This window comes from Rhodococcus gordoniae (genome assembly GCF_001646655.1).
In the GTDB taxonomy this organism is placed as follows: Bacteria; Actinomycetota; Actinomycetes; order Mycobacteriales; family Mycobacteriaceae; genus Rhodococcus; species Rhodococcus gordoniae.
Genome location: NZ_LPZN01000048.1, coordinates 37,662 through 52,300, shown reverse-complemented (window position 1 = coordinate 52,300; position 14,639 = coordinate 37,662). Strand labels below are relative to the sequence as shown.

17 protein-coding genes and 1 riboswitch are annotated in these 14,639 nt (G+C 68.6%); of the genes, 11 read left to right on the top strand and 6 right to left on the bottom strand.

Translation table 11 applies throughout. The features are described 5' to 3' along the window. Positions 1-3 precede the first annotated feature (3 nt). A riboswitch (cyclic di-AMP (ydaO/yuaA leader) is annotated at positions 4-144 on the bottom strand. A 320-nt stretch (positions 145-464) separates the two neighbouring features. Further along, positions 465-857: a YccF domain-containing protein gene (locus A8G18_RS16995; RefSeq protein WP_064064778.1), complete on the bottom strand. Its 393-nt coding sequence runs from the start codon at positions 855-857 to the stop codon at positions 465-467. After that, positions 854-1,096: a hypothetical protein gene (locus A8G18_RS16990; protein ID WP_037222384.1), complete on the bottom strand. Its 243-nt coding sequence runs from the start codon at positions 1,094-1,096 to the stop codon at positions 854-856. Before A8G18_RS16990 ends, A8G18_RS16995 begins: the two co-directional genes overlap by 4 nt. Before the next feature lie 192 nt (positions 1,097-1,288). On the opposite strand from A8G18_RS16990, the gene A8G18_RS16985 reads away from it, so the two are divergent. Further along, complete coding sequence (locus tag A8G18_RS16985) at positions 1,289-1,696, top strand: cold-shock protein (protein WP_172506139.1); 408 nt, start codon at positions 1,289-1,291, stop codon at positions 1,694-1,696. Positions 1,697-1,761: 65 nt separating this feature from the next. On the opposite strand, the gene A8G18_RS16980 is transcribed toward A8G18_RS16985, so the two are convergent. From A8G18_RS16980 to A8G18_RS16970, 3 genes are all read right to left on the bottom strand, one after another. After that, complete coding sequence (locus A8G18_RS16980) at positions 1,762-2,250, bottom strand: DUF2771 domain-containing protein (RefSeq protein ID WP_064064777.1); 489 nt, start codon at positions 2,248-2,250, stop codon at positions 1,762-1,764. 1 nt (position 2,251) lies between these two features. Beyond that, a complete protein-coding gene (locus A8G18_RS16975; RefSeq protein ID WP_064064776.1) occupies positions 2,252-3,928 on the bottom strand; it encodes an MFS transporter in 1,677 nt (558 codons plus the stop codon). Between the two features lie 91 nt (positions 3,929-4,019). Next, a complete protein-coding gene (locus tag A8G18_RS16970; RefSeq protein ID WP_064064801.1) occupies positions 4,020-4,835 on the bottom strand; it encodes a glutaminyl-peptide cyclotransferase in 816 nt (271 codons plus the stop codon). A gap of 84 nt (positions 4,836-4,919) precedes the next feature. Here A8G18_RS16970 and A8G18_RS16965 point away from each other — a divergent pair, with 84 nt between their 5' ends. From A8G18_RS16965 to A8G18_RS16955, 3 genes are read left to right on the top strand one after another with little or no spacing between them, the layout of a single operon-like run. Next, positions 4,920-5,777, top strand: a complete 858-nt coding sequence (locus A8G18_RS16965) for a DUF3027 domain-containing protein (protein ID WP_242496761.1) — start codon at positions 4,920-4,922, stop codon at positions 5,775-5,777. A gap of 1 nt (position 5,778) precedes the next feature. Further along, positions 5,779-8,616, top strand: coding sequence for a sacsin N-terminal ATP-binding-like domain-containing protein (locus A8G18_RS16960; RefSeq protein WP_064064775.1), 2,838 nt, complete (start codon positions 5,779-5,781; stop codon positions 8,614-8,616). Continuing rightward, complete coding sequence (locus tag A8G18_RS16955) at positions 8,613-9,152, top strand: phosphatase PAP2 family protein (RefSeq protein ID WP_064064774.1); 540 nt, start codon at positions 8,613-8,615, stop codon at positions 9,150-9,152. Before A8G18_RS16960 ends, A8G18_RS16955 begins: the two co-directional genes overlap by 4 nt. Positions 9,153-9,190: 38 nt before the next feature. Here the strand turns inward: A8G18_RS16955 and A8G18_RS16950 are convergent, their stop codons facing one another. Continuing rightward, complete coding sequence (locus tag A8G18_RS16950; protein ID WP_016935129.1) at positions 9,191-9,442, bottom strand: DUF2530 domain-containing protein; 252 nt, start codon at positions 9,440-9,442, stop codon at positions 9,191-9,193. 81 nt (positions 9,443-9,523) lie between these two features. On the opposite strand from A8G18_RS16950, the gene A8G18_RS16945 reads away from it, so the two are divergent. The 7 genes from A8G18_RS16945 (at position 9,524) to A8G18_RS16915 (ending at position 14,613) form a co-directional block, all read left to right on the top strand. Then, the gene (locus A8G18_RS16945) at positions 9,524-10,993 is read left to right on the top strand and encodes an NCS2 family permease (RefSeq protein ID WP_064064773.1); all 1,470 of its coding nucleotides are present in this window, start codon (positions 9,524-9,526) and stop codon (positions 10,991-10,993) included. Positions 10,994-11,037: 44 nt separating this feature from the next. Then, entirely contained in the window at positions 11,038-11,469 is a 432-nt protein-coding gene (locus A8G18_RS16940) for an Rv0880 family HTH-type transcriptional regulator (RefSeq protein ID WP_026002996.1), read from the top strand. 179 nt (positions 11,470-11,648) lie between these two features. Next, on the top strand, positions 11,649-12,455 hold the full coding sequence (locus A8G18_RS16935) for a TrmH family RNA methyltransferase (RefSeq protein ID WP_064064772.1): 807 nt from the start codon (positions 11,649-11,651) through the stop codon (positions 12,453-12,455). Then, positions 12,452-12,724, top strand: coding sequence for a DUF2537 domain-containing protein (locus tag A8G18_RS16930; protein ID WP_064064771.1), 273 nt, complete (start codon positions 12,452-12,454; stop codon positions 12,722-12,724). The genes A8G18_RS16935 and A8G18_RS16930 overlap by 4 nt, the downstream gene beginning before the upstream one ends. Before the next feature lie 103 nt (positions 12,725-12,827). Then, positions 12,828-13,253, top strand: coding sequence for a DUF7144 family membrane protein (locus A8G18_RS16925; protein WP_016932827.1), 426 nt, complete (start codon positions 12,828-12,830; stop codon positions 13,251-13,253). Between the two features lie 308 nt (positions 13,254-13,561). Continuing rightward, positions 13,562-13,978 (top strand): SHOCT domain-containing protein, encoded by a 417-nt coding sequence (locus tag A8G18_RS16920; protein ID WP_064064770.1) that lies wholly within the window; start codon positions 13,562-13,564, stop codon positions 13,976-13,978. Between the two features lie 209 nt (positions 13,979-14,187). Next, positions 14,188-14,613 (top strand): DUF7144 family membrane protein, encoded by a 426-nt coding sequence (locus tag A8G18_RS16915; protein ID WP_064064769.1) that lies wholly within the window; start codon positions 14,188-14,190, stop codon positions 14,611-14,613. Positions 14,614-14,639 lie beyond the last annotated feature (26 nt).

Here is a 14,639-nt window from a genome sequence, read left to right as displayed (position 1 = left end):
CCGTGTTCCTCTCCGTACGCACCTACGAGGTCAGCTGTCGGGTTCGGGCTGAAGAGGTTGCCCGGCCGTGTCGCTCCGTTGGGAGCGCCTTCGGCTTCACCCCGAGGGCCGTCGCGCTTGCGTCGGCCCGGGCCTCCTGGACACCGTCCGGCTGTGGGCCGGTCGGTTCCTGGGAGACCGGTGGGTCCCCCGTTTCCTGTCCCCTGTGGATCGTTCGTCGGGATTTCCGGAACCACGGGACAGGAATTTGGCGCGGCGGTTCCGGACCGGCCGAGCCTGGCGGTTCGACCGGACATGACGGTAACGGCCCGAGGGCGAAGTGTCACCAATTGATAACGCGCCGATTCGAGGGTCGGCGAACGCGCGCATCGCGTACCAGGGAATAAAGTCCCAGGTAGTGGGGTTCGGGTACCCGAAAATCCGTTTCGAGTCCCGCTCGTTATCCCCCTGTTATGTGATAAAGATCACATATAACTCGGGCGGGTCTCCACAGGAACGATCTCCTTCCCCAAGGGCATCAGGGAGATCGGGATCATCTTCAGGTTCGCGATCGCGAGCGGGATACCGATGATCGTCACGGCCATGGCGATCGCCGTGGCGATGTGCCCGAGGGCCAGCCAGATGCCGGCGACCACGATCCAGATGACATTTCCGATCAGCGACGCGGTACCGGCCGTCGGTTTGTCGACCGTCGTCTTGCCGAACGGCCACAACGCGTAGACGCCGATGCGGAACGACGCGATGCCGAAGGGGATGGTGATGATGAGGATGCAGCAGATCAGACCGGCCGCGAAATAACCGAGCGCGAGCCACAGGCCGCCGAAGATCAGCCAGATGATGTTGAGGAGGATCCTCATGTCCGGTCTCCGTTCCGTGCGCGCCGGCCCGAGCTCAGCGCGAAGGCGATGGCGAGCGCGAAGCCCAGCGGCCAGGCGAGGGTCAGCAGATACAGCACGAGCCCGGGCTTGCCGTCGGTGATCACCGGGGTGAGGAAGATGGCGAGGACGGCCACCACGCCGACGGCGAAACACACGATCGCGGCCTTCAGGAGGCCGTTACGCGGAGCGGCGGACGAATCCGAAGATGAAGTACCCACGTGACCACGGTAGTCGTCGCGGGGTCCGGCGGTGAGGTCCGGGAGCGGGAAGACGATTCGGGGGGACGCACACCCCGGCAGGTACACTGGCAGGCGTCTACGCGTCCCACTCGACCGAGTCGGGGCGCGTTGTTTTGCATGGTAAACGGGTTGCCCCGTGGGGGCACAGCTGTCGAGGAGCGGGTGAGCGCGGTGCCGACCGGCAAGGTGAAGTGGTACGACGTCGAAAAGGGCTTCGGCTTCCTGTCCCAGGACGAGGGCGAGGACGTCTACGTGCGTGCCTCCGCGCTCCCCGAAGGAGTGGAAGCGCTCAAGCCCGGGCAGCGCGTCGAGTTCGGCATGGCAGTGGGTCGCCGGGGTCCGCAGGCGCTGAAGGTCGAGCTCCTCGAGCAACCCACGCTGCGGCAGGGACGCCGCGAGGCTCCTGTCCAGCAGAAGCGCCGCGCACCGGACGAGCTGCACGGCATGGTCGAGGACATGATCAAGCTGCTCGAAGCAGCGGTACAGCCCGATCTGCGGCGCGGGCGCTATCCCGACCGCAAGACCGGTCAGCGCATCTCCGAGGTCATGCGGGCGATCGCGCGCGAGCTCGACCACTAGAAACGAAACACGCCAGGCCGCCTCGCTACCGGCGAGAGCGGCCCGGCGTCGTTCGTGCTGCCGGATCAGAAGGTCTTCACGGCCCAGACTGCGTGCGCGATCGGTTCACCGGCCTCGTCGACCACGGCCGACGGCAGCTGGATCTCGACCCCGAGCAGCTGCAGCTCGGGAGAGCTCTTCACAGTGAGCGTCCGACGCGCCCCGGCCTCGAACATGGCGCCGTCGACGTAGGTCTGACCGGTCTGCGTGTCGCCGTAGACGGTGATGATGCGCCACGGAGCATCGGCGATCTCCGCGGGGAGCGACAACTGCAGCGGGTAGCCCGCCGGCACGTCGAGCTGACCGATGGGGTTCTCCACGCAGTCCTCGAGATAGAGATTGCAGTGTTGCGCGGGGTCGACCGTCACGGTCTTTCCCCGGGCGTACGCGGTGATGGTCGGAAGCGTGGGCTCGGCCGAATCGACCAGTTTCCACACCGTGGCGGCGACTCCCCCCACCACGATCACCAGGGCCACCAGCAGCAGCGCGAGAGTCTTCTTCGTCCGGGCCTGCAACTCAACTGTTCCAATCTTCGGTGGGGGATCCGCCGGCGCGTCGTCGCCCGGCAGCCGTCTCGGTGGAGACGCGTTCGGGTCGACGGCCGCCGAATCCCGGTAGCAACGTCCCCCCACGGTATGTCAGCACCGTCTGTGCGAATCCGACGACCAGCACCACGGAGACCACGGCGAATCCGAGCCACAGTTCGGTGGGCAGCAGCACGCCCATCGCCCCGCCGAACACCCAGCTGAGCTGGAGGACGGTCTCGGACCGTCCGAATCCCGACGCGATCGATTCCTCCGGGAGGTCCTGCTGGAGCGACGCGTCGAGCGAGACCTTGGCGAGCGCGCTGGCGCACGCCGCGACGAGCGCCGCCAGGGCTGCGGTCAGGACGTTGCCGGTCGCGGCGACCACGGCGGCCACGACCACGACCGCCGCGGTGCACCGCACGACGATCAGGGCGGGCCGCCCCAGCGCGAGTCGCGCTCCGGTCGCATTGCCGGCGAAGTTGCCGATCGCGGCGGCGGCGCCGACACCTCCGAGCATCGCGGCCTGCATCAGCGGATCCTGTCCGGTGGTGTTCTTCGCGACGAACGCCATGAACAGGGTGAGGAAGCCGGTGAGGATGCGGATCGTGCCGTTGCCCCACAGTCCGGTCACGACGGCCCGTCCGAGGGGCTGTTTCCGTTTTCCGGACTTGGTGACGATCACCTCGGTCACGGTGTCGGAATGCAGCACCTCGGTACGCGCATCGGAGCGGTGGTACGACAGTGTCGCCGGTACCTCGCCCTCGGTGACCTCGACCCAGGCCGGGATACGCATGCTCAGATAGGCGCCGAAGGCGGTGATCCCGGCGCACAGCCACAATGCTCCCGCCGACCCGAACGCCCACGCGGCGGCCGCCGCGACCGCGCCGGCGCCGATCGTGCCGCCGACCAGGCCGAAGACCGTCAGCCGGGAGTTCACCCGCACCAGATCGATCTCCGGTGGCAGGACGCGTGGGGTCACCGCGGATTTGAGTACCGCGAACGATTTGCTCAGCACCATCATGCCCAGGGCGGCCGGATACAGCAGCCAGCTGTCGAAGTTGAACACGAGCACCATCGCGAGCACCGTGCGCAGCGCGAAGGACGTCGCCAGCGCGAGACGGCGACCGTGCTGCAGCCGATCGAGCAACGGCCCGATGAGCGGCGCGATGATCGCGAACGGCGCGATCGTGATGAGCAGATACAGCGCGACCTTCGTCTTGTCCTCCCCGGTGGCCGCCGAGAAGAACAGGGTGTTCGCGAGGGCGACGGCGATTGCCGCATCGGAAGCGAAGTTCGCCATCGTCGCGTAGGTGAGCGCGGTCAGTCCCGACTTGTCGGCGCCGTCGGCGGTGGCGGCCCGGCGGAACGTCGCGATGCCCTTCGAGGTGAGTTCGCGGCTGCGCAGAGCCGCGACTCGCGTCACCGTCAGTTTCCGCGGCATGCGCGGAGCGCGCGGTGCATCGGTGCCGGACGCGGACTCCTCGCGATCGGCACCCGGCGCACCCGCAGGTCGGCGCGGGTGGTCGACGGGATGCAGGGGTGGCAGGGGAGTACGACGTCCCGAGACGCGGCGGGGAGGCGGATAGTTGCTGTACCCCGGATGCTGCGAGCCCGGGGCAGGTCGGTCTGCTCCCTCTGGGGCGGGTCGCTCGTCCGGTTCGGTCACGTCTTCGATTCTTCCCCACGCTGTAGCGGCTGTAACACAAGGGCGGGTCGTGGCCCCGGTGAGGCGTGTCGCGATCGGTATGCCACCCGGATCACCCCACGAAACGCACCTCGAACAGGGTCGGCCAGTACTTGCCCGTCACCAGGAACCGGTCGGTTCCCGGGATCTGCGCGATGCCGTTGAGGACGTCCACCTCGGCCCCGTCGGGCAGCAGATCGCGCAGCGGCGCCGCGTCGATCCGCGCGTCCACCCGGCCGGTGGACGGATCGATCCGCACGATCTCGTCCGTCTGCCAGACGTTCGCGTAGACACTGCCGTCCTCGGCGCACTCGAGCTCGTTGAGATTCGTCACGGCGCGGCCCTCCCGGTGCACGGTGACGCGTCCGATCTCGGCGAAGGAGGTGGGGTCGCGGAAGATCAGCTCGGCCGAGCCGTCGCTCATCACCAGACGGTCGGGCCGGGCGCACAGCCCCCAGCCTTCGCTGTCGTAGCCGACGCGGCGCTTCTCGAGAAGCGTGTCGCGATCGCGCACGACGGCGGTGCCGTCCTTCCAGGTCAGTTGCCACAGCTCGTCGTCGACCACGGTGATGCCCTCCCCGAAGAAGTCGTCGAGGACGGGCTCACGGGTGCGTTCGGCTTCGGCGAGTGTGAGGGTGCCGCCGTCGACGTCGACCTCCCGCGCCGAGACCCACGAGTGTCCGGCACGGCCGGTGCCTTCGAGCAGTTCGTCCTCGTCGATCTCGAGGCCCTGGGTGAACGCCTCCGGATCGTGAGGGTGTGTGGCGACGACCTCCACACCGAGCTCGGTGGCCGGTGGCCCGGGTTCGGCGACGAGATCGTCACCGCATCCGGCGGTGGTGACGCAGACGATCGCCGCGACCGCGGCCGAGAGAAGAAGACGGGACACGCGCCCATCCTGCATCGCGTGTGCGACCCGCGTCTGCACCAGCTTCCGCGACCCGCGGGCGCCCGGGCCGACAGGTCAGGCAGAATGGGGGCCGTGAGTGTTGCCTCTGCTTCCGCTTCCCGAGGAACGAACCCCGTGGTCGATCCGGCGGTGCGTTCCGTGCTCGCCGACGCCGCCGACCTCGCTCGGGCCGCACTCGACGAACTCGGAGACGGTGGAGTCGGCGCCTATCTGGGCGTCACGCGCGAGGACGAGTGCTCGGCCACCCACCGCTTCGTCGCGGAGCTTCCGGGCTACCGCGGTTGGCAGTGGGCCGTCGTCGTGTCCGCCGCACCGGATTCCGACCGGGTGACGGTGAGCGAACTCGTGCTCCTGCCAGGCCCCGACGCCCTCGTCGCGCCCGAGTGGGTGCCGTGGAGCGAACGGATCCGTCCCGGCGATCTCGGTCCCGGCGATCTGCTGGCTCCCGCTCCCGACGATGTGCGGCTGGTACCCGGCTACATGCAGTCCGGCGATCCCGAGGTCGACGAGACCGCCCTCGAGATCGGGTTGGGCCGCAGGCAGGTCATGAGCCTCGAGGGTCGCCTCGAAGCAGCGCAGCGGTGGTTCGACGGCGAGTACGGCCCCGGTTCGGAGATGGCGAAGGCCGCCCCGTCCTCGTGCCGCCTGTGCGGTTTCTACCTTCCCCTCGCAGGTTCGTTGCGTGCGGCCTTCGGGGTATGCGGCAACGAGTTCGCCGCCGACGGTCATGTCGTGCACGCCGAGTACGGGTGCGGTGCGCATTCCGACACCTCTCTGCCCACCGGCGCCGGCTCCCCGCTGTACGAGGCATTCGACGATTCGGCCGTGGAGGTCGTCGAACTCGGCTCGGCGCCCGCCGAGTCCGCGGACGAGCCTGCCGCTGCCGAGTCGTCCTCGTCCGAACCGGAACAGACCGACTGACGTGACCCGGCCGGGCCCCGCGGATCCGTTCGGGACCGCGGCGTTACGCGAGGGAATCCTCGCGGCGTGGTCGTCGTCGCCCACCCGCCTCCGGGAGGACGCCGCCACCGAGGCCGATCACGTCCGTGCGGGGTACCGCGATCGCGTCCTGACCGAACTCGCCCAGAACGCCGCCGATGCCGCCGCGCGCGCCGGTACACCGGGGGAACTGCGGGTACGGGTCGCCGACGGTCGGCTCCATGTCGCGAACATCGGCGAGCCGCTCGACGTGGGCGGTGTCCATGCACTGACCGCGCTGCGCTCGTCGAACAAGAGCGGTACCGCATCCACAGTGGGACGGTTCGGGGTCGGCTTCACCGCGGTGCTGGCGGTCTCCGACGACATCGAGGTCCGTTCGCGGACCGGCTCGATCCGCTTCTCGGCCGAGCGCACCCGCTCGGTCCTCGCCGAGCGGGGCCTGCCGGAACCGGAGTCCGGTGTCCCGGCGCTGCGCCTCGTGTGGCCGACGGCGACACCACCGGTGCCCGACAGCGACACCGAGGTCGTGCTGACCCTGCGTGCCGGGGTCGACCCGGTCGCGCTGCTCGATGCCTTCCGCGCCGAGGCCCACGACATCCTGCTCGAACTTCCCGGCCTGCGCACCGTCGTCATCGGCGACGACGAGTTCACCCGCCACCGGCGCGAACTCGACAACGGCCTGGGGGAGGTGCGGATCGGCGGTCGCACCTGGTGGGAGTTCACCGGATCGTCGGCGCGGTGGCTCGTCCCCGTCGTGGACGGCCGGGTCGCACCGGTCGGCAGCGACGTCCTGCGCGCTCCCACCCGCTCCGACGAGGAGCTGTCGCTGCCCGCGATCGTCGTCGCCGACGTCGCGATGCAACCCGACCGGCGGCGCGTGCTGCCCGGGGCCCACGTCGAGAACGCCGCCCGCGGGTACGCGCGGTTCGTCGCGGCTCTGCCCCCCGACCAGCGACTCGACCTCGTGCCCCTCCCGGGCTTCGCGCGCAGCGAGGTCGACGGCAGGATCCGCGAGGCGATCCTCGACGACCTGGCCGCCGGAGCGTGGCTTCCCGCAGCCGACGGCGACGCCGATCTGGTACCGGACCGGGCCGTCGCGTTGCCCGGTCTCACCGACGAGCTCGCCGACGTCCTCGGTGAGGTCGTCCCCGGGCTCGTGATCCCGGAGCTGTGCGGCCCGCGACATTCGTCGGCGCTCTCGGCCGTCGGAGTGCACCGGCTCGGTCTCGCGCGACTGGCCGAACTGCTCTCCGGCCACGAACGCGATCCGAAGTGGTGGAACCGCCTCTACGAGGCGCTGACTCCGCTCGTCGTCGACGCGGTGGCGGCCGAGGAACTCGCATCCCTGCCGGTTCCGCTGTCGGACGGCCGGACCGTGACCGGCCCGCGCACGACCGTCCTCGCGACGCAACTGCAGGATGTGGGCGCGGTGTCGATGCCGTGGGTGCGCCTCGTCCATCCCGAGGCCGCGCATCCTCTGCTCGCCCGGCTCGGAGCCGGCACCGTGACGGTCGAGGATCTGCTCGCCGACCCGGCGCTCGCCGCCGCCGTCGAGGACGCCGATCCCGACGACATCGACCCGGACGGCGATCTCCCGGCCGGCGAGCTCGCCGACGTCGTGCTCCGGCTGGTGCCGTTCGCCTCCGCTGCGGCCGTGCCTCGCGAACTCGGGGCGTTGCTGCTGCCCGACACCCACGGCGATGCCGTTCCCGCCGACGAACTCCTGCTCCCCGGCGCGCCGCTCGCCGAGGTGCTGGTCGAGGACGCACCCTTCGGCACCGTCGACCCGTCCGTCGTCGACCGGTACGGGGCCGACGCGCTGCGCGCGATCGGTGTGGGCTGGGGCTTCACGGTCCTCCGCGCCGACCTGCCCACCGGTCCCGATCACGACCTGCCCGACGAACACCTCTGGTGGGAGCGACTCGACGACGATCCCGAGACACTCGTCGCGGTGCGCGATCTCGATCTCGTCGACGATCGTCGCTGGTCACGGGCGCTGACCCTGCTGGCGACCGAACCCACTACGGCCGAGGCGCTCGCCGACCCCGCCGGATACACCGCGTGGTACCTGCGCACCCGCGCGTCGCTCGACGGCCGGCCCCTGGGGCACTACCGCTTCGCCGACGACGTCCTGTTCGACGGTCTCCTCGATCCCTGCACCCATCCCGACGCGGCCGCCTTCCGCGGTGCCCTCGCCGGAACGGTGATCGAGGACCTCGACCTGGCACAGACACTGCTCGACCGGCTCGCCGACGAGAGCCGATCGCCGGGACCGGCGGCGATCGTCGCCGCTCACGACGCGCTCGCCGCGGCCTTCTCGTCGGGGGGTCTCGATCCCGAGTCGGTCACCCTGCCCGACGGGGTGCGCAGCCTGGCGGGCACCGTCGCCGATGCCGCGGACGCCCTCGTCCCCGACCGTCCGTGGTTCGCGGCCGTCATCCCGCACGACCGGCTCGTCACCGGCGGACGGGGAACCGCACACGCGCTTGCGGACGTGCTCGACATCGCCGTGGCGTCGGCGGTCGTCGACGCCGAACCCGTCGAGCAGGGACACAGCTCGACCTGGGAACGCGAGCCTGCCGCCGTCCTGGCCGGGATCGTCGCCGGTGTACCGCTGCCGCGCGGGGTGCTCGCCCTGCACGACCGGCTGGTCGTGCGCTGCTCCGGGGCTCTGGCCGGTGAGATCGAGGTCGAATGGTGGGTCGATGCCGCCGGCACCGTCCACAGCACGCCGAAGGGCCTGGCCGCCGCGCTCACCGCGCTCGCGGCGGGCCGCGCGACCGTGGTGGCAGCTGCGCCGCACCGGGGAACCGGACCGTGACGATCGACGTCGCGGTGCTCGACTGGATGGTCTCGATCCGCGAGCCCGTACTGACCACCACAGTGACCGTCCTCACCCATACGGGTGGGGGAATCGCGACGAGTCTGATCGCGACGGTGACGACGTTGTTGCTGGTGCGCGCCGATCGTCTGCGCGATGCCGTCTTCGTGGCCGGTGCCGTACTGACGGGCTGGCCGGTGATGTCGCTGCTCAAGCATCTGTTCGGCCGCGTCCGGCCCCCCGAACCCGAACGACTGGTCGTCCTGCACACCGAGTCGTTCCCTTCGGGACATGCGATGACCAGTGCCGTGCTGGCCACGGTGCTCGTGGCGGTGGTGGTGCGCACGTGGCCGCGGGGGGATCGTCGCCGGACGGTCGCGACGGCGGCGCTCGCAACGTACACCCTGGCCATCGGGTTCTCCCGCGTCTACCTGGCCGCGCACTGGTTCACCGATGTCGTCGCGGGCTGGATCTTCGGGATCACATGGGCCGTGCTGTGGGTGTGGTTGATCACTCGCGTGCGGATCCGCCGCTGACCCGCCGTGGGTGTCTCGCGGACGGCGGTGTACGGGAATCAGTCCAGACCCACCTGGGCGCCGCGGTCGCCGCGACGGGCGGCGCGACGCTGCAGCAGGAAGAGCGCAGTTCCCAGCAGCCCCACCAGGATTCCCGCCACGCAGATCGGTAGCGCATCGTCGCGGAGATCGCCGCCGACCCACAACACGACGACGGTCGCCACCACCCACAGAGCGGTTCCCACGGCGAGCGCGGGGCGGGGGTCGGCGAGGCGTCGGATACGGGCGGCGACGAGCTGGGCGGGTTCCACGGATTGCAGATTAGTTCCTTCGCGCTGCAATAATCGGTTCCCGTTGCGACGCCCCGTACTCGACGAGCGGATTTTGTGGACATGGCCGTAGGCACCGACTCCAAGCGAACGTCCTTTCTGGACGCCTATTTCAAGATCACCGAGCGCGGTTCGACCGTGTCCCGGGAGGTGCGTGGCGGCATCGTCACGTTCTTCGCGATGTCGTACATCGTGGTCCTCAACCCGCTCATCCTCGGTAGTTTCTCCGCCGACGACGCGAGCGCGAAGGTCGACGTGCTGGGCAACATCCTGCCCATCAATCAGGTCGCGGCCGTCACCGCGCTGGTCGCCGGCTTCATGAGCATCGTCTTCGGTGTGGTCGCCAACTATCCGTTCGCCATCGCCGCCGGCCTGGGCATCAACAGCCTGCTCGCGGTGACCATCGCCCCGCAGGTGACCTGGCCCGAAGCGATGGGTCTGGTGGTCATCGACGGCATCATCATCGTCGTGCTGGCCCTGACCGGCTTCCGCACCGCGGTGTTCAACGCCATCCCGGCGGAACTGAAGGCCGCCATCGCCGCCGGTATCGGCGCCTTCATCGCCATGATCGGTCTCGTCGACGCCGGCTTCGTACGCCGCATCCCCGACGCCGCCGGCACCACCGTTCCGGTCGGCCTGGGTATCGACGGATCGATCGCCTCGTGGCCGACCTTCGTCTTCGTCGTCGGTGTCCTGCTGATGGGTGTGCTCGTCGCACGCAAGGTGCGCGGCGGACTGCTGATCGGCATCGTCGTCACGACCATCCTGTCGATGATCATCGAAGCGGTCACGGACGTCGGTCCGTCCCTGGGCACCAACCCGAAGGGCTGGAACCTCAGCACCCCCGAGGCCCCGGACTCCTTCTTCGGGATCCCGGACCTGAGCCTCGTCGGCAATGTCGACCTGTTCGGCGCGTTCACCCGCATCGGCGTGATCGCCGCGACGCTGCTCGTGTTCACCCTCGTCCTCGCGAACTTCTTCGACGCGATGGGAACCATGACCGGTCTCGGCAAGGAGGCCGACCTCGCCGACAAGAACGGCACCCTGCCGGGCATCGGCAAGGCCCTCGTCGTCGAGGGCACCGGCGCCATCGTCGGTGGCGGCGCCTCGGCCTCCTCGAACACGGTGTTCGTCGAATCGGCCTCGGGTATCGCGGAAGGAGCCCGCACCGGCCTGGCCAACGTGGTCACCGGCGTGTTGTTCCTGCTCGCGATGTTCCTGACTCCGCTGTACGAGGTGGTCCCGATCGAGGCGGCCGCTCCGGCGCTGGTCGTGGTCGGTGCCCTGATGATCGGCCAGGTCCGCGACATCGACTTCTCGGTGTTCGCCGTGGCGTTGCCGGCCTTCCTGACCATCATGGTCATGCCGTTCACCTACTCGATCGCCAACGGCATCGGCGTCGGCTTCATCACCTGGGTGGTCCTGCACGCGGCCAGCGGCAAGATCCGCACCATCCATCCGCTGATGTGGATCGTCGCGGGGCTGTTCGCCCTGTACTTCTCGGTCGATCCGATCACGGAACTGCTCACGTAGAGGGCCGAGGCGTGTTTCGGGCGATGTGACGTATTCTGCACGCCATGATCTCGGATACACGCGCACTCGCCGGTGACCTCTCACTCGCCGTTGTGCGTCTGACGCGTCATTTGCGGGGGCGACGCACCGATTCCCGAGTTTCCCTGACCCAGATCTCGGCGATGGCCACCCTCGCGCAGGAGGGTGCGATGACCCCGGGGGCGCTGGCTGCGCGCGAACGCGTCCAACCGCCTTCGATGACCAGGGTCATCGCCTCGCTTCACGAACTCGGCCTCGTCGAGCGGACACCGCATCCCACGGACGGACGACAGATCATCGTGACGTTGTCCGACGCCGGGACCGAGTTGCTCGCCGACGAAGCCCAGGCACGTGAAGTGTGGCTGACCGAACGGCTCGAGAATCTCGACTCCGCATCGCTCGCGACGCTGCGCGAGGCCGTGGGTATCCTCACGGCGCTGGTCGCGGAAGACGACTGACCGTACCCCCGGTCGCGTCGACCTCGTACCCCCGGTCGCGTCGACCTCGTACCCCCGGTCGCGTCGACCTCGTACCCCCGGTCGCGCCGACCTCGTGTCACGGTCGCGTCGACCTCGTGTCACGGTCGCGTCGACCGACCCGGTGCGGGAGGGGACGCGGACGCTGGGAGAATGTCCCGGTGGTTCACGTCATCGACATCGACGATCCTTCCGACCCCCGGGTCGACGATTTCCGCGATCTCAACTCGGCGGATCGTCGGCCCGACCTTCCCGGTCGGAAGGGGCTGGTGATCGCTGAGGGTGTGCTGGTCGTCCAGCGCATGCTCGATTCCCGGTTCTCTCCGGCGAGCCTGCTCGGAGTGGGTCGACGGCTGGACGAACTCGCCGGCGACCTGTGCGACGTCGACGTGCCCTTCTACCGCACCGACGTCGGAACCATGGCCGAGATCGTCGGGTTCCACCTCAACCGAGGCGTGCTCGCGGTCTCGCACCGACCCGCACCGTTGTCGCTCGACGAGGTCCTCGGCAAGGCGACCACGGTCACGGTGCTCGAAGGGGTCAACGACCACGAGAACATCGGCTCGATGTTCCGCAACGCGGCCGGCCTCGGTGTCGACGGTGTGCTTTTCGGGAAGGGCTGCGCCGACCCGTTGTACCGCAGGGCGGTCCGCGTGTCGATGGGGCACGTCCTCCGTGTTCCCTTCACGCATCTCGACCGATGGCCGTCCGACCTGGATCAGTTGCGTGGCAAGGGATTCCAGCTGATCTCGCTGACTCCCGATCCGCAGGCGATCCCGCTCGCGGAAGCGATGACGGAGGAGAAGGTCGCACTGTTGCTCGGTGCCGAAGGCCCGGGTCTGACCGAGCAGGCGATGCGGGCGACCGACGTGCGTGCCCGAATTCCCATGGCGCCCGGCACGGATTCGCTGAACGTGGCCACTGCGGCGGCGATGGCGTTCTACGAGCGGGTCCGGCTGCCGCGATGATCCCGGCTCGCGACCCCGCGCCCACCCCGTGGGGGACGGGGCTCACACTGACGGCATTCTCCTTCGTCGCCACCGTCATCGCCGTCGTGGCCTGCGGCCGGGTGCTCGGCCGGATCGATCCGGTTCTCGCGGTCGTCGTCAACATCGTGACGGCCGCGGGAATCGTCCCGACCGTGTGGTCGTGGCTGCGGGTGCCGGTGCTGCGCTGGCTCGCGGCCGGTGTCGTGGGCGGCGTGCCGTTCGGATGGCTCGCGCTGCTCGTGGCCTGACCGTTCCGGGTGTGCTCACCGGCGGAGGAAAATCGTCAACCCCTACTGGAGAATTCCGGCGGAGCGCACACTCGATGATGACGGGTCGTCCGGAAGGAGCATCATGTCTCACAATGTGCATGCCGATCGGGAGGAAATGTCGGTCAAGCAGGGTCTGGCCGCGGGAACGTCGGTCGGCGCCGCGATCATCATGACCTTGATCGGCGCTCTGCAGCTGTTGCAGGGGATTGCGGCGGTCGCCGAGGACGAAGTGTTCGTCACCGGTCAGGAGTACGTGTTCAGGTTCGATCTCACCACGTGGGGGTGGGTCCACATCGTCGTCGGTGTCGTGATGGTGATCGTGGGCATCGCGTTGATCTCCGGGGTGACATGGGCGCGGGTGTCGGCGATGGTCATTGCCGCGCTGTCCATCCTGGTGAACTTCATGTGGCTTCCCTACTACCCCGGGTGGGCACTCGCGATCATCGCCCTCGATGTAGTGGTCATCTGGGCGGTCGCAACCTGGAACCCCCGGGCGGTGTACTCCTGATCGACCCGATCCGGTACCGAAACGCGCCGATTGCGCAAACCGGTGCCCTCGACCCGGGAACGGGCGTATGGTATATCCGGCCCTCCCGAACAGAGGGACGGAGGTCGTCATGACCGAAGATGGACCTGCCGAAGCCCGAATCGGACAGTCGTCACGATTCGACACCGGTGTCGACGAGTGGACCGGGGGCCGCGAGTAGTGGCAGTGCCGTTGCGGCACACCGCAGGGACAACAGAATTCGAGATCTTCATTCTCCGGTGGTTTCACAGGGCATCGCCCGCCATCGGTTCGGCCGGGGAGGTTCGGCTATGGATTCATTCTGGGACTACGTGTGGTACACCGTCGTCGTATTCGCCTTCGTGGCGTATCTGATCGTCCTGTTCCAAATCATCGTCGACCTCTTCCGGGATCACTCCGTATCCGGTTGGGTGAAGGCGGTGTGGGTCATCGGTCTGGTGGTCCTTCCGTACCTGACGGCGTTGGTCTACCTGATCGCTCGCGGTCGGGGAATGGCGCTGCGGGCACAGCAGGCCCAAGCGGAGGCGAAGCAGGCCACCGACGAATACATCCGGACCGTGGCGGTCGGGAAGTCTCCGGCTCAACAGATCGCCGATGCGAAGGCCCTGCTCGACTCCGGTGCGATCACGCCCGCGGAGTACGAACACCTCAAGGCTCAGGCGCTCGGTAACGCCACGACCGGACGTGACGGCGTGCCCATCGCGTGAATCATCGTCGCGGGGAGGGCACTGCGACGGTGCCCTCCCGTGGTCGGCTCGTGCGTTCGACGCCTCGTCGCGTCGAGAAGCCGGCGGTCGAAAATTCAAGGGTGGCAGCATAACCCGAAGACACCCTTGCTTCTGAGAATCGGATCGTAACCGCTCCTCGTGAGGAGCGGCGCACGGTCGATGTCTTCTTCCTACACGAGAGGATTGTCATGTCGCAGGATGTACGCCCCGACCGGGGCGGGACGAGTGTCAAACAGGGCATCGCCGCAGGCACCTCGATCGGCGCAGCGATCATCCTGGCAACCGTCGGCATCGTCCAGATCTTCCAGGGCATCGCCGCGGTGGCCGAGGACGAAGTCTTCGTGCGGGGCGTGGAATACACGTTCAAATTCGACTTCACCACCTGGGGATGGATCCACATCGTCCTCGGTGTCGTGATGCTGGTCGCCGGTCTCGCGTTGATGAGCGGCGCCACGTGGGCTCGCGTCACGGCCATCGTCATCGCCGCGTTGTCGATCCTTGCGAACTTCATGTGGTTGCCGTACTACCCGTGGTGGTCGATCCTGATCATCGCGCTCGATGTGGTTGTGATCTGGGCGGTCTCGACCTGGCAGCCGCGTTCCGACTACTACTGACGCGGCCGTGCAGGAAGGCGGTCGCG